General features: G+C 59.4%; 12 protein-coding genes. 6 read left to right on the top strand and 6 right to left on the bottom strand.

Features of this window, described 5'->3' with window-relative positions; translation table 11 throughout:
• Positions 1-4: 4 nt before the first annotated feature.
• The 5 genes from Pan181_RS14775 to Pan181_RS26155 are packed head-to-tail and all read left to right on the top strand — an operon-like array spanning position 5 to position 6,577.
• On the top strand, positions 5-1,189 hold the full coding sequence (locus Pan181_RS14775; RefSeq protein ID WP_145247660.1) for an alanine racemase: 1,185 nt from the start codon (positions 5-7) through the stop codon (positions 1,187-1,189).
• Positions 1,186-2,562 carry an aspartate aminotransferase family protein gene (locus Pan181_RS14770; RefSeq protein ID WP_145247658.1) on the top strand — a complete coding sequence of 459 codons (1,377 nt, stop codon included), beginning with the start codon at positions 1,186-1,188 and terminating at the stop codon, positions 2,560-2,562. Before Pan181_RS14775 ends, Pan181_RS14770 begins: the two co-directional genes overlap by 4 nt.
• Before the next feature lie 2 nt (positions 2,563-2,564).
• The gene (locus Pan181_RS14765) at positions 2,565-3,416 is read left to right on the top strand and encodes an amidohydrolase family protein (RefSeq protein ID WP_145247656.1); all 852 of its coding nucleotides are present in this window, start codon (positions 2,565-2,567) and stop codon (positions 3,414-3,416) included.
• Between the two features lie 9 nt (positions 3,417-3,425).
• On the top strand, positions 3,426-4,226 hold the full coding sequence (locus tag Pan181_RS14760; RefSeq protein ID WP_145247654.1) for an SDR family NAD(P)-dependent oxidoreductase: 801 nt from the start codon (positions 3,426-3,428) through the stop codon (positions 4,224-4,226).
• Positions 4,220-6,577, top strand: a complete 2,358-nt coding sequence (locus tag Pan181_RS26155) for an aminotransferase class III-fold pyridoxal phosphate-dependent enzyme (protein ID WP_197528366.1) — start codon at positions 4,220-4,222, stop codon at positions 6,575-6,577. Before Pan181_RS14760 ends, Pan181_RS26155 begins: the two co-directional genes overlap by 7 nt.
• 72 nt (positions 6,578-6,649) lie before the next feature.
• Here Pan181_RS26155 and Pan181_RS14750 read toward each other — a convergent pair whose 3' ends face one another.
• Positions 6,650-7,657 (bottom strand): hypothetical protein, encoded by a 1,008-nt coding sequence (locus Pan181_RS14750; protein ID WP_145247652.1) that lies wholly within the window; start codon positions 7,655-7,657, stop codon positions 6,650-6,652.
• A gap of 309 nt (positions 7,658-7,966) precedes the next feature.
• Here Pan181_RS14750 and Pan181_RS14745 point away from each other — a divergent pair, with 309 nt between their 5' ends.
• Positions 7,967-9,367, top strand: a complete 1,401-nt coding sequence (locus Pan181_RS14745) for a glycoside hydrolase family protein (protein ID WP_145247650.1) — start codon at positions 7,967-7,969, stop codon at positions 9,365-9,367.
• Here Pan181_RS14745 and Pan181_RS14740 read toward each other — a convergent pair.
• The 5 genes from Pan181_RS14740 to Pan181_RS14720 all read right to left on the bottom strand — a co-directional run bounded on the left by Pan181_RS14740 (position 9,364) and on the right by Pan181_RS14720 (position 17,849).
• Positions 9,364-10,539 carry a sialidase family protein gene (locus tag Pan181_RS14740; RefSeq protein ID WP_197528365.1) on the bottom strand — a complete coding sequence of 392 codons (1,176 nt, stop codon included), beginning with the start codon at positions 10,537-10,539 and terminating at the stop codon, positions 9,364-9,366. The genes Pan181_RS14745 and Pan181_RS14740 overlap by 4 nt on opposite strands.
• 213 nt (positions 10,540-10,752) lie before the next feature.
• Positions 10,753-12,087 (bottom strand): sugar porter family MFS transporter, encoded by a 1,335-nt coding sequence (locus Pan181_RS14735; RefSeq protein WP_145247648.1) that lies wholly within the window; start codon positions 12,085-12,087, stop codon positions 10,753-10,755.
• Between the two features lie 507 nt (positions 12,088-12,594).
• Entirely contained in the window at positions 12,595-14,418 is a 1,824-nt protein-coding gene (locus Pan181_RS14730) for a sulfatase-like hydrolase/transferase (protein ID WP_145247646.1), read from the bottom strand.
• Between the two features lie 99 nt (positions 14,419-14,517).
• A complete protein-coding gene (locus tag Pan181_RS14725; RefSeq protein WP_145247644.1) occupies positions 14,518-15,306 on the bottom strand; it encodes a PEP-CTERM sorting domain-containing protein in 789 nt (262 codons plus the stop codon).
• 59 nt (positions 15,307-15,365) lie between these two features.
• Positions 15,366-17,849 (bottom strand): PEP-CTERM sorting domain-containing protein, encoded by a 2,484-nt coding sequence (locus Pan181_RS14720; protein ID WP_145247642.1) that lies wholly within the window; start codon positions 17,847-17,849, stop codon positions 15,366-15,368.
• Positions 17,850-18,014: the final 165 nt, after the last annotated feature.

Genomic DNA, 18,014 nt, shown 5'->3' with positions numbered 1-18,014 from the left:
TATTATGCAAGCAATTTCAAGCGAAAGCACCGCCAAGCTGTGCGACGTCGGCCCCTACGCCGAGTTGGCTGCGAAGCCATGCACATGGCCACAGGTGTTGGAATACGATCGACTGGCAACGCCGTATTTGGCGATTGATGGAGCGATGGTGCTGCAGAATATTCGTCGCTTGAGCGAATACTGCCAGTCAAAGGGAGTGAAGTTCCGACCTCATACAAAGACGCATAAGTCGCGCGTGTTGGCGCAGTTTCAATGCGATGCGGGAGCGATTGGACTTACGGTCGCGAAAGCTGGTGAGTTCGAGACATTCGCTAGCAGCGAGATCGATCGCTTAATCGCATATCCCGCGATTTCGCCTGGCGCGCGTCGCATTGCTGGCGATCCGCAGCAATCGGCCAGCGGCCTGTTCACGGTCGACTCGCAGCAAGCGGTCGAGTGCCTCATCGAAGCGTCTAGTAGTGCGAAGTTGCCGCTGCGGGTGCTGGTTGACGCGGATGTCGGTATGGGCCGCACCGGTGTTTCGACGCCTGCCGAAAGCCTGGCTTTGGCCGAGCAAGTCGACCGAGCGACCAATCTGCACTTGGCCGGATTGTTTGTATATCCAGGGCATGTGTGGGCACCGCCGGGTGAGCAGCAGCAGCCGCTTGAGGTGGTTGCGGACATCATCGACAGTCACCTGCAATTGTGGGCCAGTAAGGGATTCGCAGCCGAAATCGTATCTGCTGGTTCGACTCCCACTGCCTACCAGTCGCATCTAGTGAAGTCGGTCACTGAAATCCGCTCGGGCACTTATGTGTACAACGACATGAATACCGTGCGGGGCGGCTTCTGTGAATTCAATTCGTGTGCGGCCCGCGTGATAGCCACGGTGGTTAGCACTGCGGTGCCAGGCCAAGTGGTGCTCGACTCCGGCAGTAAGGCGCTAGCGATCGATCGCTGCATTCCTGCTCCCGATTCCGGACATGGCTTCCTGCCCGACTATCCCCAAGCGGTGATCACTGCACTGAGCGAAGAGCACGCGCAGGTCGCCATCGGTGAGTGCGATCGCGCGCCGAAGCTTGGCGAGCGCGTTCAGATCGTGCCCAATCATATTTGCCCTGTCATCAACCTTACCAATGAAGCGTGGTGGTTTGGCAGCGAACAATCTCCCATTGAACTACCCATCGACGCGAGAGGAAAATCACGATGAGTTCCCTATCTACTGCCACGAGTGCGGCTTCGTCGGCAACTGCTAGCCGGTCGCAGCAGCTATTAGAACGCAATAAACAATGGATCCCCGGCGGCATGGCCTCGGTCAACCGGGCAACGTCGCCTGCTATCGCTTTTGCCAAAGCAAGTGGTGCGTACATGTGGGATGTCGATGGCAAAAAATACATCGATTACCATGCTGGATTCGCACCTTACATCCTTGGCCATAGCGACCCCGACGTAAACGCGGCGGTCGTTGCTGCCATGGAGCAAGGGCTCAGCAATTATGGCTCCGGTCCGACCGAGCAGGAAGGCACCCTGGCCGAGCTGTTTCTGAAGTGCGTTCCAACGATGGAGCGAGTTCAGTTCTATAATTCTGGGTCCGAAGCCACTGCGCAGTCCATTCGTGTCGCCCGCGCGTTTACTGGTCGCGATCACGTGATCTTGATGCAAGGTGGTTATAACGGCAATCAAAACGTAGTGGCGATTAACTTGATGGACTCGGTCGAGGCTCTCGGCGGCAAACCCGTCGTGGGGGGCGAGTATCCCAAGTGCCCGATGACGGCCGGCATTCCTCAAGCCGAACTCGATTTGTTGCATCCAGTGGAGTACAACGATCTCGAAGCAGTCGAGGCGATGGTCAAGAAATACGCGATCGCCGCGTTGGTGATGGAGCCGGTGTTGCAGAACGTGGGGGTCATTCCTCCCGCTCCTGGGTATCTTGAGGGGCTGCGTCAGCTTGCCGACCAGTACGGTTTTGTGTTGGTGTTTGACGAAGTGAAAACCGGCTTCCGCGCTTCGCTCGGCGGCTACCAGGAAGTGGCCGGTGTCACGCCCGACTTGTCGACGTTTGGCAAAGCAATGGCCAACGGCTATCCAATTGCCGCCCTCGCTGGTAAGGCCGAATTGCTGGAGCTGGCAGTCGACCCCGATCCCAATCGCCGAGTATTGGTGGCTGGCACTTACAACGCGCATCCGATTCCGGTTACTGCGTCGCTGGCTTGTTTGAAGAAGCTCAGTGATCCTTCGTTGCAGCTGTACGCTCAGCTCGACCAACAGACCGAGACCCTGGTCTCCGGTATGCGCGACATCTTCAGTCGCCAAGGGGTTGAAGCCCAAGTTGTCCGTCAGGGGAGTGCCCACGTAGCGTACTTTGGCAGCCAGGCTCCGACCAATTGGTGGGAGTTGATTACGTCGCACGATTTTGCTTTTGATGCCAAGTACCGCCAGGCGTTGATCGAGCGTGGAATCTACCACTTCCCCAAACCAACCAAGCAAGGCAGCGTGAGCGCCGCGCATACTTCGACCGATATCGCCAATACCCTCGATGTGATCGATCAGGTGGTGCAATCGCTCGTTGAGCATGGAGAGTAAGTATGATTGTCGACGTCCATTCGCACGCGTGGGACATGGCTCAACATCTCACGCCCGACTTTATCAAGCAAGCAGCACGCGCCCGCGGGGGAGATACTCCCGAACTAACCACCGAGTTGGAGCACTATCGCGCGAGCCTGCCGGAAAACGAGCAGGTAACCACGATCGTATTCGGTGGCAAAGCCCGGCTCAGCGGCGTGTGGGTCGACGACGACTATGTCGCCAGCTATGTCGCCCAAGCTCCCTCGGAGCTTATCGGGTTCATGAGTCTCGACCTCGCCGAGCCGAACTGGGATCGTGAGCTTCGTCGAGGGCATCAGGAACTCGGGCTCCGCGGGGTGAAGCTCATGCCGATGTACGCAGGCTTCTCGCCCGACGATCCCGCCCTTGGTGCATTTTGGCAATACGTGCAAGAGCATCGCCTGCCAGTGCTCTTGCACACCGGCACAACGTTTGTCAGTCAGGCACCGATTCGCTATACGTTGCCTCAACTAATGGACGAAGTCGCCATTCGCTACCCGGAAGTGCAAGCCATCTTGGCCCACCTTGGCCATCCTTACGAAGGGGAGTGCATTGCTGTGATTCGCAAGCATCCCAACTTGTTTGCCGATATCAGTGCTCTTTACTATCGTCCTTGGCAACTGTTCCACAGCTTGATGCTGGTACAGGAATACGGGGTGTGGGATAAGCTGTTGTTCGGAACCGATTATCCCTTTGCGGGAGTGAAGGATACGATCGATGGATTGTATCGACTCAACGACATCACGGAAGGAACACAGTTGCCAAAACTATCCGTCGAGGCGATCGACGCGATGATCCACCGTGATTCACTCCAACTGCTCGGACTCAAGTAAGGCAATCCTATGTCGAAACCGACGGAACCCACTTCGCCATTCGATTTAGCGGGAAAGACTGCGTTGGTCACTGGAGGTAGCGGTTACCTGGGGCTCGCGTTCTGCAACAGCCTGGCGGCGGCCGGCGCTAGAGTAGTAGTCGGCAGTCGCAGTGAATCGCGAGCACAGCAAGTGGCCGACGCGTTGCAGAACCGATCAGGAGTCGAGCACCTAGGTGTCGCCCTCGATTATCGCGACGACCAGGCGATCGAGCAGGGATTTAGCGACGCAATCTCGCGCGCCGGCGCGATCGATGTGTTGGTGAACAATGGTCATATTCTCGACGCACGCGACTGGACCACTGTCGACGGACCCGGCTTCGACCAACAGATGCGAAACGCGACCGGCTACTTTTTGTTGGCGCGGTTGTTTCGCGATGCTGCGGTCGCGAAACAGATGCCAGGCAGCATCGTGATGCTCGGCTCGATGTACGGTCGCGTCGCTTCGTATCCCGAAGTCTACGACGGCATCGGCCCCGCTAGCTCGGTCGCCTACCAATGCCTGAAAGGGGGGGTCGCCCAGATGGTGCGACATCTCTCGGTGTACTGGGCCAAGGATCGCATTCGCGTGAACGCGTTGAGCCCTGGGCCGTTTCCTAATCCCGAGGGAGCCCCTGCGGAGCTAGTCGCCAGGCTCGAGCAGAAATCGCCGATGGGACGCATCGGTCGAGCCGAAGAGATTGGCGGTCCCTTGGTTTTTCTCTGTAGCGACGCGAGTTCGTACGTCACGGGGCATAATCTTATGGTCGATGGAGGTTGGACCGCATGGTAGAGCAACGTCGGCTGACAGACAAAACTCGGGCGGTATTCGAAGAGAATACGCAACTACTCCGTGAGGCCTGTCACGACTATCTACCTAGCACCTGCTTCGACTTCCACGCCCACCTGTACTATCGCGATCATGGGAGCAGCTCTCTGCCTGACCATCTCGGCAATCGTGATAGTTGGGTTGGAATCGAACATTGGCAGGCATCGCTCGACGAATGGATGGGGGAGTGCTCGCCAACCGCGGGATTGTTTTTCGCCTATCCAAAGCGTGGGATCGACATCGCCGCAGCCAACGATTTTGTGCTCTCCGAGGTCGCAAACTCCCGCGAGTCCAAGGCCTTGTTACTCGTGACGCCTAGCGACGAACGAAGAGAAGTTGAGTCGCAGATCGTCGAGCATCCGCAGTACGTGTCCGGCTTCAAAGTCTATCACTGCTATGCGGAGCGTCCGCAAACTCAAGAGGCCGAGGTGGGGGAGTTCTTGCCGGAGTGGTGTTGGGAGCTTGCCGACGCTTATAAGTTGGTGATCATGCTGCACCTGGTCAAGCAGCATGCCTTGGCCGATCGCGGAAACCAGGCGTACTTGTTGGAACACTCCGCCCGCTATCCCAACGCCCGGCTGGTGCTCGCCCATGCTGGGCGTGGATTTTGCAGCGACCACACCGTGCGTGGCGTCGCAGCACTTCGGGCGCTAACCAACGTTTACTTCGATACCTCCGTGATATGCGAAGCCCCGGCGTTCGATGCCATCCTGACTGAGTTCGGCCCAGAACACTTGTTGTTCGGTAGCGACTTCCCGGTGAGCGAGATGCTCGGTCGAGCGGTGAGCGTCGGCGACCGTTTCATTTGGCTGGACGAAACCGCGATTCAGCATTGCTCTGCAGGCGACGTGCACCCAACGCTTGTGGGAATCGAATCGCTAAAAGCACTGGTCACTGCGTTTCATCGCGCTGGACTGAGCAAGCATGAAGTGGAACTGGTGATGCAAGGTAACGCCCGCAGGTTGCTGGGGCTCGATGTGTCGTCGCCTACCGCTACGCACGATCTTTACCAGCACGCGAAGCAGTTGATTCCAGGCGGGACGCAACTGCTCAGCAAACGACCCGAGATGTTTGCTCCCAACGCCTGGCCGGCCTATTATCGTCAGGCTCAAGGATGCGAAGTGGTCGACCTCGGCGGTCGTAAATTTCTCGACTTCAGTACTTCTGGCATTGGTGCGTGCTTGTTGGGATTCGCCGATCCCGAGGTGAATGCAGCGGTGATCAACCGGGTGCGGCGGGGATCGATGTGTTCGCAGAATGCGCCTGAAGAAGTGGAACTTGCCGAACGACTGCTTGCGATCCATCCATGGGCCGAGCGGGCGCGGTTCACTCGCACCGGCGGCGAGGCAAACGCGGTGGCGATTCGTGTCGCCCGCGCATCTACCGGACGCGACCTCGTCGCGTTTTGTGGATACCACGGGTGGAGCGATTGGTACCTGGCGACCAACTTGCCAACCTCCGAGGGGAGTCAAAGCGACCGGTTGCAGCAGCATCTGTTGCCAGGGCTGGAACCGAGCGGGGTGCCAATCGGGCTGGCAGGCACCGTGGTGCCATTCGGGTACAATCAGTTGGAGGAGCTTCGGCAGATCGTCTCAACCAAAGGCGACCGCCTGGCCGCGGTGATCATGGAGCCTTTCCGCTACACCGAGCCGGAAGCAGGATTCCTATCAGGTGTGCGGACACTTTGCGACGAGTGCGGGGCTGTGCTGATATTCGACGAAATCACCAGCGGCTGGCGGTTCAACCTTGGTGGTTTCCATTTGCAAGCCGGCATCACGCCCGACATGGCGGTGTTCGCCAAGTCGATGAGCAATGGCTTTCCGATGGCTGCCATCATCGGCACGCAGGGCGTGATGGAAGCGTTTCAGCAGACGTTTATCTCGAGCACTTATTGGACCGAAGCCATTGGTCCAACCGCCGCGCTAGCGACCATCACCAAGCTGGAGCAACAGCAGGTCCACCAGCAGTTGGCCCACGTGGGGCGTGAGTTTCGTGGTCGGCTGTTGGAGCTTGCTGACCGCTACGAGTTGCCGCTACGCATCAGCGGCCGAGACGCCCTGCAGCACTTGAGTCTTGAGTGCGAACAAGCCGCGGCGGTGGGAACGCTGTTTACCGTCGAAATGCTCAAACGCGGAGTGCTAGCGGGCGCGGGGTTCTATCCCACCTTGGCCCACCGCGAGGAGCATGTCGAGCAGTTCATGCAGCAAGCCAACGATGCATTAAGCCAGGTAGCCGAGGCCTTGCGGCAAGGCGACGTCGAGCAGCGATTACCAGGAGGACCGCGGCAAACGGGGTTCGCACGGCTGGTGAGTTAGTGCGCAAATAACATGCCTGCAGCAGGCGTGAGGAGTTGGAAGAACGCACCAGGGTCGCCGCCTGTGCTTAAATTAACGTTTGTCGTCGTTCGACATGCGAATCTGAATGCGTAGCAGGGCGTGCGCCGCACTCACGCGCAAGTCGTCGTGGTCGGCCGCCAGGTATTTGAGCAACCGCTCGCGATCTTCCGGGGAACCAAGCTCGGCCAGCGTGTCGGAGAGAATCTTGGCGACTTCTTGCGACTGATCGGCACCTTGCTTCAAGGCGGTGCTGAACTTCTGAATGCTGGCCTCTTTGCCCGCTTCGATGTCGTCGTCGACTCCAAACAAGCGTGCCACTTTCCAGGCGGTAGCCATGTTGCGGGCGCCGGCCATTTTCTCGAGTTCGGTTTTGAGTTCCTGTTCGGCCGATCGCACGCCGGCGTCGATGATGATGTCGCGGACCATCGGCGACTCGTTCGATAGGCTCCACAAGGCGTAAGCCGAGCGGAGCTTTGTGATCTGGTCGTCGCTCAGCATCAGCGAGGCAAGTTGCTCCTGCAGTTGCTCGCGATTGCCGTTATCGCGCTGAACGACCGCGAGCCAAAGTCCGAACGCGTGCTCATCAGTGCCTGCTTCGCGAGTGATGGCGAGGATGCCCTGCAGTTCGCTCTCGGGCAATTGAATGTTGAGCTTCGCCAGGGTTTCGACCGCGTGCAGATGATCGGTCGCTGAGGCATCTTTGGCCACGCTTAGGATCTTGTGTTCAAAGATGTCGCGAGCCTGCGCGGAGTCGGCCATGCGATAGGCTAACCGCCAGGCGCCGATTCGCTCGGGGCTTTTCTGTCCGTTTTCTTCGAGCTCACGACTCACGGTGGCTTCGAGCGAATCGCTCTGCCCGAGGTCGAGCAGGAACTCGGCCGCATGCACGCGGACCCAGAACTTCTCGGCTTTCAGCCCCGTTTGCAGGGCCTTGATCGCCAGGTCTTGGATTTCGGCCGCCGTCCGGAGTAGTTGCTGCGAGGGCTCGGCCGCTGAGCAAATGGAACCGAGCGAGCAGAGGAACAAACTCAGAAAAACCGCACGTTTGACTCCGGGCATGGAGTGCCTCCTTCGAGTTGATGCGCGCCAGGCAGTGGGGCGTGAAAACGCATTGTGGACGAACAGCCTGTATGTGTCAATTTCGCCTGATCAGGACACGACTAGTTCCCCTTGAGCGAGCGAGAAGTTTCACGAAATGTTCGAGAAATACAATTTAGTCGACCAGTTCGTCCGGCCGGAGGTTTTTCCTGCTTTTGGGTTGAATCTCATGAAACGAACAGGTAGCGTACAGGCTGTATGGACATGGCGGAGCAGTAGTGTTCCACCTATATCCTGTCGCTACATTGGATGGTCTACAAAGGGTTCTTCATGGCTGCTTTGAGGTTGTTTCTGTTGCTGATTGTTGGCTCGTCGATCGCCCATCAAGTGTATGCCGAGGTGGTGCTGTTCGCCGACGATGCTCAGGTGAGCGAGCGAAACTCGCTGAAGCGGGTCGTCGAGCCAGCCGAGAAACTCCCGGAGCCGGTCATCCGTGGAGATCAACGTTGGGAGCAGAATCCCTACGCGTATGGTTCGTTCGCGTACGACGAAGCAGAGCAGACCTACAAGGGGTGGTACCAGTCCCTCAACGGCGGCGTCAGCATTCGCACTCCAGTGCTATACAACCTGAGCAAGGATGGCCGTGAATGGGTGCGTCCGCAACTCGGTTTAGTCGAATTCGAAGGTAACAAGGACAACAATATTGTGATGCCGCTGCAGCGTCTCTGCAGCCCATCGGTCATCAAGGTACCGGAGGAAGTCGGCGGCGAGCATCCTTATCGGATGGCTTTCTGGGACATTCGCAACGGCTCGACCTACGACGGCGGAGGCGGCACCTACACCGCCATCTCGAAGGATGGAGTGCACTGGCAGGAAGACTGCGAGTCCCCCCGGCTTGTCGCGGAGAAACGCAACGACTCGGCGAGCGACGTGCTCGACTTGATGTACGACGCGGAGCTGCAGAAGTACGTCGTGCACGCGAAGTGCTGGAAATGGCAAGGCGAGAAGGCGCTGTATCGGTTGATTTGCCGAAGTGAAAGCACCGACTTCCGCGAGTGGTCGACTCCCGAAGTGGTGTTCGATCCCCGAGCGGAGGATGAGTCGCAACCGCAAACGTATGGCATGCCGGTTTTCAAGTACGAAGGTCAGTACTTCGGGCTGCTGCGTATCTATCACAAGCCAGGCAACGAAACGATCGAGATCGAACTCGCACACAGTCGCGACGATAAGATCTGGCACCGCATCGCCCCTGGTACTGCGTTCTTGCCGGTCGGGGAGAAAGACACATGGGATGATGGAATGGTGTTTGCCGCCCCGCCGGTGGTGCGGGACGAGCAAATGGATTTCTTCTACGGCGGGTGGGATGGCCCTCACAACGTCGGCGGCCGCAAGGCCAACATCGGCCTGGCAACTTCGACGGTGGGGCGGCTGGTAGCCCTCACCCCAGAAGGTAATTCGGGCGCGGTGATTACGCAGCTTGCCGCTGGCGAGCATCAGCCCTTCTCGCTAAATGTCGACACCAAGCAAGGCACGGTGCGGGCGGCGTTGCTCGACGAAACTGGTGCCGAGGTCCCTGGCTACGGACTCGAAGACTCCCCCATCGTGCAAGGCGACCACGCGAACTACGTGCTTCGTTGGAATGGGACCGCGATCAATGCTCCGCTGCCCGACAAGGTGTTCCTCAAAGTCGAACTCTCGGGCGACGCTTGCTTGTACGAGATTCGCTACTAGCGCGGTGGCTGCGGCTTACGAAAATCCTTGATGCGGTGCAGCGTCAGGTAGTTGGCGTCGTGGTAGTTGTGGGCTCCCCCTTGGCCGTCGTCGGTCGCGGTGCGAACCACCGCAAGTAGGTCGTCGCCGTCGAAGATCCAGTCGACGTATTGATAGCCGTGGGTCAAATCGTCGTCGTCAATCACTAGTTGCTCGGTGGTCCACTCCTTCAAGTCGGGCGAGCTGACCAGTGCCAGGCGATTGCGAATCGACGAAGCCGAGCGGGTGCCTGCCAGTTCGGTGGGAACTTCGTTCACGAGCGACCAGTAGCGGTTTGTTTCGGCATCGAAGCGAATCGTGAACTTCTTCGATCCGCCAGGCAGGTCGACAAAACCAGTCTCGGGATCAAAGGCCACTCGGGTGCCATCGTCCGACACGGTAACCATGGCGGCCTTGCCGACCACGCTGTTGCCGCCGGCAACGCGGAGCATGTTGACGAGCTTGCCATTCGGCGCGACCACCAGATTGCCTTCGAGCCAGCCTCGCATGTCGCCTTGGAGCCACTCCTTATTCACCGGCAAGTAATTCGAGAAGGTCCAACTTTCGCGATCCAGCAGATCGGCGTCGAGCGGGGCCGACATCACAAACGGTCGGTAGCGCTCGCCCCAGCGACTGCCGCCGCCGGCATCTTCGATCGCCCGCCAGATGCGTCCCTCGTGCACCACCAGCGGTTGGGGAGAGCAGTGATACTCCCCCTCGGCGAGCAGTCCCGTGGCTGCGTCGTCGGGGCTGGTCCACGTGGCTCCCTGGTCGCTGCTGCGGCGAATAATCAAGTTGCCGTGATGCGCCCAAGTGCCGATCAAGTACAAGTTGTCGCGGTGCCAGAACAACTGCGACCAGAATTGTCCCTCGATCGACGCGATGCGCTTCCAGGTTTCGCCGCGATCGGTGGAGCGAAACACCCGCGTGGTCGCGCACTTGTGCTCGTTCGACTTGGGCCCGAACTCGTCGTGCGAGGCCACCAGCGTGCCATCGGGCAGTTCGGCGATGCTCGGCGAGCCAACGTACCTCCCGGTGCTGGCTGGAATGTGATCGATCACCGTGCCCGGGGGGTCGGCGAGTGTCTCCAACCAAGGGAGGCAACAAATGCAGGCAGTGATCGCGACGAGAAGGATCGGACGAGTAGGTGTCATGATGGCTAAAGCTGAAAACGAGTTTGCGAGTGATTCACGCCGCCCAGCGAGGTACGCAGAGATTCGAGTTCGCAATTCGACTCCGCACGGTCACGCGTCAGGCGACTAGCGCATTGTGAACGCGGGACGTAGCGCGCCGCCACCCCCGGTGGTGGGTGTCGCGTACCGATGGCAGCGCGGTCGTGCGAATCGAACACGCGGCGTCGCACTTGTTTACGAGATGCCGAGCTTCCGCTGGATTTGTTCGAGCGGTACCCCTTTGGTCTCGGGCACGAGGAACTGTACCCACAGTAGTTGAAGCACCATCATGCCACAGAAGAACAGGAACACCCAACCCGGAGCGAACAGGGTGACCATCTTCGGAAAGAACAGCGTCAGTAGCGCGGCGAAAATCCAGTGCGTAAAGCTACCGAGCGCCTGTCCGGCTGCGCGATGTTGATTCGGGAAGATTTCAGAGATCAGTACCCAGATTACCGCTCCTTGACCCACGGCATGCGCGGCGATGAACGCAAAGATGCAGGCCGGCACGATGTTGTAAGTCTCGGTAAAGAAGGCCCACGAGCAGAGCCCAAGGCTGCCGATGTAGCCGACCGAACCAATGAGCAGCAGTGTTTTGCGTCCTAAGCGGTCGATGAGCCATAATCCGACGAACGTGAAGATGAAATTGGTGACGCCGATGCCAATCGACTTTAGGAGTGCCGACTGATTCGCCAGTCCGGCGGCTTCGAAAATGCGCGGGGCGAAGTACAGGATCGCGTTGATCCCCGAGAGTTGATTGAAGAATGCGACAAAAAACGCGAGCATGATCGGCACTCGCAGACGGGGAGTCCAGAAGCCGTGCGTCGATTTCTGTTCTTCGTTCGAGGCAATTTCGATCTCGCCAACCAACGCATCGATTTCTTCGGCCGATGCGTCCGAGTTCACGTGCTGGAGCACTTCGATCGCCAAGTCGCGTCGATGGCGTTTGGCGATCAACCATCGTGGGCTCTCAGGCAGGCCATAGCAAAGCACCGTATAAACAATGGCGGGCAGGGCCTCGGCCCCGAGCATCCACCGCCAGGCTTCGTCGCCGACGTGTTGGATCAACCAGTTCGACAAATAAGCCATCAGGATGCCGAACACGATATTGAACTGGAACATGCCAGCCAGACGCCCGCGCGACTCCGGCGGGGCGATTTCGGAGATATAAAGCGGGGCGGCCACGGTGGAGATGCCGACCCCTAACCCGCCGATAAAGCGGGCGACCATGAACGAGTAGAAATCGGTCGCCAGGCCCGACCAAACGGCCGACACGAAATAGAACACGCCGATCCAGAACAGCGTTTTGGTTCGTCCATAGCGGTCGGTGGGCCATCCCCCGACCAGCGAGCCGACCACGGTTCCCCACAGCGCCATGCTCATGGCCAGGCCATGCTCGAGGTCCGATAGTTCCCAGAGCGACTGAATCGTCTGCTCCGCGCCCGAGATCACAACGGTGTCGAAACCGAACAAAAAGCCAGCAAACGCGGCGGTAACCGAACTACGAATGAGCGTGGACGACGAACGCATTCCAGGTTGTCCAATCAATTGCTTGGAGAAGAGGGGCCAAAGCTGTTACCCGCACACCACGCGTTACGAGGATGACCACCTGTCGAACGAATGGCGACTTGCCGCTCCACATTCACCGCGAGCGAAAAGTAGGTGACCGCTATCGTATCCGGAATGAGTCGCCAAGCCAATCGGACAACCTACCAGCCAGATGGGGGGAGTTTTCGACGCGCGCGGCGGCAAAAGAAAGTTGGTGGAGTTAAGCAGTTTGTTGTGGTTTTTGGCCACCTGGTCGGGGATAATCAGGCAGTGAACAAATGGATATGCAGTGTGTGTCGGCGAGTGCCGCCGAAAAATAAAGCCCCCACCCCAAAACGAGTTTCCCGACTTATGACGAGAAGCCTGACGATAACACGAGCTGCACGCACGAGTTACGACTCGAGGACGCGACGTAAGAATTGCCCCCACCGATCGATTTTGGCCAAGTGGGGGCAAAACAAACGACTTGCTACCACCGCTCGCAGGGGGCTATCGACGTCGGCGACGTGCGCTGGTCGAGAGGGTTCCACCAAGTACCGCCAGCAGGGTGATTGCCAGCGTCGAAGGTTCCGGCACCGTGGCAACCAAGTCGCTGAGCGAACGACTGGCGTCGCCGGCCAAGTAGTACTGCTTGAACAGAGCGAAGTCGAATTGGTTGTTCCATCCGTCGCGATTCAAGTCGCCGCGGAAGTAGGCTTGCGAGGCAGGGAGGTCGCGAAGGTCGCTATAGAGGTCCGCGTTCAGCAGTTGCCAGTCGAGTGCGTCCAAGGTGCCATCGTCGTTGAGGTCGCCTGCCAGCAAATTAGGCAGCGCTGCCGGCAACCCGGTAGCGACCACCGTGGGGACCTTCGCGTTAACGTCGAGCAACCAGTCGCGAAGCTCGTCGCCCAATTGATCGACCATCTCGGTTTCGGTAGTTGCCAGGTTAGTGGTTTCGCCGAGATCGGTAGCCAGATCGTACAGCTCGAAGCTCTCGTCTTCGTAGTTGTAGAGGAGCTTCCACTGATGGCCATCGGCATCCTGACGGAGGATCGACTGCGGGCGTTGGTTGCGACCGCTATCGAGCAGGTAGCCGGGGAAATGCCAGAACAGCGAGTCGCGGGTGAGCGAAGCCGATTCGTCGGCGAAGATTGGCATCAGGTCTTCGCCATCTATCGGGGTGTCGGCCGGCAAGTCGGCACCTGCTACCGCTGCGAACGTGGGATAGTAGTCGATGGTCGAAACAGGAGTATGGTTCACGGTGCCGGTCGGTACGACGCCTGGTTGCGACACGATCAACGGAACCCGAATGCCCCCTTCGGAGTATTCCCCTTTTTGTCCTTTCAGCGGAGCGTTCTCGGTGGCACCTTCGCTACCGCCGTTGTCGGAAGTGAACACGATCAGCGTGTTGGCTGCCAGCATCTGGCCGGGATGGTTCGGATCGGCCGTGGTGTTGAGGTACTGCACAATGCGGCCGACTCCTTCATCGACCCCCTCGACCAGCGCGGCGTAATCGTCGTCGTTGTGGTACACCCCATCGGTTTTCGCGGCGTATTTGTCGACCAGTTCGGTCCGGCCTTGACCGTCGATCGGCGAGTGCGGTGCATGGTAGGCTACGTTCATGAAGAACGGCCCGGTCGTGTGATCGGCCATGAACGCCAGCGCGGCGTTGGTGGTCGCATCGGTCAGATGCTCGGCCGGCGACGCGTACGGATCAAGCTCGGGGCCGATGTTTGGGCTGGCAAACACCCCCGTTGTGTCGGCGAAGTAGGTCGAGCCTGGATTGCCAGTACCGTTGCCGCCGAAGTTGTAGTCGAAACCTTGGGCGAGCGGGCCATTGTTGTACGTGCTATCGGGATCGCCGACGTGATATTTGCCGAAGTGGGCGGTCGTGTAACCAGCGGTCTGCAAGGTTTCGGCCAGCGTGATGGCAGTGCCAGGGATCTGATCCGATCCGTCCGGCAACCCCTGCGATGGGGCGCGAAGCGGGACGGTCTCGCCTGCAGGGCGATCGAGGCTTCCCACAGCGAACACGTTGTTGGTCGCCCGCGGGGCGTATTGTCCCGTGAGCAGTGCCGCTCGCGTGGGGGCGCAGTTCGCCCCGGCCGAGTAGGCGTTGGTGAAGGCCATACCATTGGTGGCCAAGAGTTCGAGATTCGGCGTTTCGTAGAAATCGCTGGAGTAGCCGCCGGTGCCGGCCGCGACGCTGGTGTCGGTCCAGCCGAGGTCGTCGGCAAAGATGAACACGATGTTCGGCGTCGCTGCCAAGCTCGATGCAGCGAGCAAGCCGAGTGTGCAGAACGCTACCAGGGTAGCAATGTCGCGCAGCCGCATGGCGGTCCTTTCCCATCGCGAGGTGATAAAAACACACCGAGGACCGGCGAGCTGCCCAGAACGCCCATCCCCGGTGTGTTCGCAAAGCGGCGCTCCCGACTACTTACGGCGGGCAATGCCCACCAGCACAAACGCCGCCAATCCGCTGAGCATAATCGTCGATGGTTCGGGAACCGCGGTGTTGGTCACGTCGATGCTGATGTTATCGACTCCGTTGGTCCGCGTTTGGCGATGGTAGCCGGTAAGGTCGAGCCCATCGAAGGCGAATTGCGTGCCTGCAATCGTGCCGGAGACGGTCTCGGTGCCGTTGGTGAGCGACACAAAGGTATCGGTGCCATCGGAGGTGAACGTGGCAACCAGCGAAGCGCTGCCGCTGCCGGACTCGACCAGCGTGGTGTAATCGTCGCCGCCGGCGCCGATGCTGCTGTGCACTCCGTTGGCCGACGCAGCCTGATTGATCTGCTTGCCGATGAATACCATCTGCGAGTTGGTGGAATCGGTTAGGTTGATGCCGACTCCGCGGCCGAGCTGCGTTTCGTTGACGATCAGATCGAACGACAAGGTGAGTGTCGTGTCGGTATCCACCATGACCGTGTCGGCAAATGGCCGGCTATGCGTGATGATCTCCTGGTTGCCGCCGGCGAGTTGTTCGTCGGAGTTACCCATCATCAAAGCGACGCCAGACACCACTTCGAACTCGTTGACCGGATCGTTGACCGAAGTGGTGGCCCCCCATGCGTCGCCCCAGCCGACCCCGTCGTTCTGCCCGCCGATCACTCCGTCGGTGTAGCTATCGAAATCTTCGGTGATCACCGCAGCGTTGGTCGTGGTTGCCAGCAGCAACGGCAAGCAAAGTGCGCTGAGAACCAAGTGGTGTTTCCAAGTCATTAGTCTCTCCCAGGTGAAAAGTCAGGATGCCAGTGTTCGAACCGGTGCCATCTTCGTGGTTAGCGACTGCTCCGTCGCAACAGCAGCAAACCGATGCCGAGCAATGCCAGCGTCGAAGGTTCCGGCACCGCCGAACCCGTGCCGACGGCTGCCAGGCTGGCGGCCGACATGCCGAAGTTCTGCTTCCAGGCGGTGTAGTCGCCGGTGTCGACGATGCCGTTGTCGTTGCCAGGATTGGCCAGCACCGATTCGGAAGCGCCGAGGTTGTCGCGCCAAACGGTGTAGTCGGCGAGATTCACGGTGCCGTCGCCGTTGTAGTCGCCGATCAAATCGGTCGGAGCAGCAACGAACTCGATGTAGCCGGTCACAAACTGGTTGAGCGTAGCGTCGTGGTAGGTGAAGGTCAGGTCTTCCGACTCGTCGACCGTAGTGAGAATGTCGCCCAGCTCGATAGTGGTGCCATCGTCTTCGAGGGTCGAGCTACCAAACGCGTACGATTCGCCAATCAGATTAGCTCCCACGTCGGTGCCTTGGGCTTTTTCCCAGCCGGTGCCGGCGCTTGGGCCGGTGCCTGGCCCGGCGGGGAATCCATCGGCCGACTGGTCGTTGCCTTGGATACCGGCAAAGTTCACGTCGAGATTCCCGTCGGGGCTCGCGATGTTGTAAAGATCGATGGTGATGGGGCTGCCGGTCGGGTTGACGAGCGTCGCGTTGCCATCGGGATCGATCTGCAGGTTGATCACGCTCTCGGCGATTTGTGTGACGTCGATCACCAGGTTGTCGATGCCGTTGCCGGTGGTCGACTGGTGATAGCCATTCAAGCGAACCGCGTCGAAAGTGATTTGCTCGCCGACGAACGTGTGCAAAATGGTATCGGTTCCGTTGCTCAGCGCCACCGAGGTGTCGGCTCCATCGTACTGCAGCGTCGCGGTCAGCGAGAACGTGCCGGCGGTGCCGCTGCCGAAGTTGCTGTCGCCGATGTTGCTCGAAGCTGCCTCGACCCCCAGATCGAGCAGGCCAAGGCGTTCGTTCAGGGCCTTGCCGATGCTAAAAGCGACGTCTTCGCCGTTGACGAAGTTCATGGCAATCCCGCGGCCGATCTGCGTGTCGTTCGGGCCGATGATCACATCGAGGTCGATGGTCACGATGTTGCCAGTGTCGACCGTCACAGCCGAAGTCAGCCCGCGCTGTTGGTAGTTGACGATCTGGCCGCCACTGTTGCCGTTGTAGATGGCCTGGTTGCTGATCACTTCGAAGTACCCGGTGGGATCGGCCGTGTCGCCGACGATCACTCCCCAAGGTTCGGAGAAACCAGTGCCGCCGTCGAGGCCTGCGACCACTCCATCGGCGTAGTCAAACATTTCTTCCACCACCACGACCGCTTGGGCCTGCTGGGCCATCGAGATACAAAGTACAGCGGCAAAGACTCCGGCAAAGCGACTCATGGAGCGATTCCTCCCGTTAACGGCGATGTGTTTGCGAATGCCGGCCACAAGGCCCACCATGGTGAGCATGCCGAGCAGGGCAAGGCTCGAGGGTTCGGGCACCGCGACCGACAGGAACGTGGCGAACGAGGCCCCGGTTTGCGTTTCGACAATGGTTTTGAACGCGACAAAGTCGAGCTCGTCGACTCGGCCATCGTTGTTGGTATCGCCGGCGTCAAAGCGGTCGGCCGCCGAGATGGCCGCCAGCGAGCTATAGAGATTCGCGTTGAGCACGAGCCAGTCCTGGTAGTCGACCGAGCCGTTGCGGTTGAAATCGCCAGGGCCGGCCGGGGTGACTCCCTGCAGGATGCTGACCACGGTTTCTTCATCGGCTTCGGTGTCGAAGTCGAGATCCTGGCCAACGATTTCGATGTTGCCACCAATGGCAGCGGTCACTCCGTCGACGGTGATCTTCGCAAGATGCTCGGTGACAAAATCGGCTGGACTTTCAAAGCTCTCGAACGTGGCGGTCGAGTCGCTGGAGAAGTTGATCGAGGCCCCGCTGGCAATCGGATTGCCGACGCCGGTCAGGCGGAGCGTTCCGGAATCGAGTTGCACGTTGAGGTCGATGCTCACAAACATCGACTCAAAGTAGCCACCGTTGATGAGGAGCGATTCGGTATAAGTCGCGTCGCCGTCGCCGCGGAGTCCACCACCATCTTCGAACTCGCCGAGAAACGGGTCGAAGCGGGCGAACTTCACCGAGCCTTGCGTGACCGTGATCGACAGCGGCCCTCCGGCGGTCAGCGAGTCGAGCGTGACGAACGTCATGGCGTCGAGCGCGGTGTCGCCATCGTAGTCGTAGTCGGTTTGCAGCAGCACGTCCGCGAACGGGCTGTTCACGACAAAGCTGTTTACCAATCCATCGGGGTTGATGATCATGGTGCCGCTGCTGGGGGGGACTTCAATCTGCCCCCCCGGGGTGGGATTCCAGTTAGCGGGGTCCGTAAACGAAATGCCATCGCCGAAGCCGGTCCAGTTGGCCGTGGTCTGGGCATTGGAGCTGCTGCACGCCAGAAGGCTTACCCCCAACGCGATAGTCCAAATGATTCGCGTCATCTTGTTATCCTTAGCTGTAAGGAGTTGGCAGATAGTGATTTACGCCGCCTGATGAGGTTGCGGTTCTCCCCGACCTGTGTTGGTAACCGCGGTCGTGCAGTCGTTTCGCAGTCGCTGCGCCAAGCCCGATGCACACCCAATAAAATGGCGAGCAACGCGGCTCTG

This window comes from Aeoliella mucimassa (assembly GCF_007748035.1).
GTDB lineage: Bacteria > Planctomycetota > Planctomycetia > Pirellulales > Lacipirellulaceae > Aeoliella > Aeoliella mucimassa.
The sequence above is the reverse complement of the archived record's forward strand: the minus strand, read 5'-3'. Positions and strand labels throughout refer to the sequence as shown.

Excerpts from the sequence above, each read along its gene's own strand:
- Pan181_RS14775 (WP_145247660.1), top strand. The coding sequence starts at position 5 with ATGCAAGCAATTTCAAGCGAAAGCACCGCCAAGCTGTGCGACGTCGGC.
- Pan181_RS14770 (WP_145247658.1), top strand. The coding sequence starts at position 1,186 with ATGAGTTCCCTATCTACTGCCACGAGTGCGGCTTCGTCGGCAACTGCT.
- Pan181_RS14765 (WP_145247656.1), top strand. The coding sequence starts at position 2,565 with ATGATTGTCGACGTCCATTCGCACGCGTGGGACATGGCTCAACATCTC.
- Pan181_RS14760 (WP_145247654.1), top strand. The coding sequence starts at position 3,426 with ATGTCGAAACCGACGGAACCCACTTCGCCATTCGATTTAGCGGGAAAG.
- Pan181_RS26155 (WP_197528366.1), top strand. The coding sequence starts at position 4,220 with ATGGTAGAGCAACGTCGGCTGACAGACAAAACTCGGGCGGTATTCGAA.
- Pan181_RS14750 (WP_145247652.1), bottom strand. The coding sequence starts at position 7,657 with ATGCCCGGAGTCAAACGTGCGGTTTTTCTGAGTTTGTTCCTCTGCTCG.
- Pan181_RS14745 (WP_145247650.1), top strand. The coding sequence starts at position 7,967 with ATGGCTGCTTTGAGGTTGTTTCTGTTGCTGATTGTTGGCTCGTCGATC.
- Pan181_RS14740 (WP_197528365.1), bottom strand. The coding sequence starts at position 10,539 with ATGACACCTACTCGTCCGATCCTTCTCGTCGCGATCACTGCCTGCATT.
- Pan181_RS14735 (WP_145247648.1), bottom strand. The coding sequence starts at position 12,087 with ATGCGTTCGTCGTCCACGCTCATTCGTAGTTCGGTTACCGCCGCGTTT.
- Pan181_RS14730 (WP_145247646.1), bottom strand. The coding sequence starts at position 14,418 with ATGCGGCTGCGCGACATTGCTACCCTGGTAGCGTTCTGCACACTCGGC.
- Pan181_RS14725 (WP_145247644.1), bottom strand. The coding sequence starts at position 15,306 with ATGACTTGGAAACACCACTTGGTTCTCAGCGCACTTTGCTTGCCGTTG.
- Pan181_RS14720 (WP_145247642.1), bottom strand. The coding sequence starts at position 17,849 with ATGACGCGAATCATTTGGACTATCGCGTTGGGGGTAAGCCTTCTGGCG.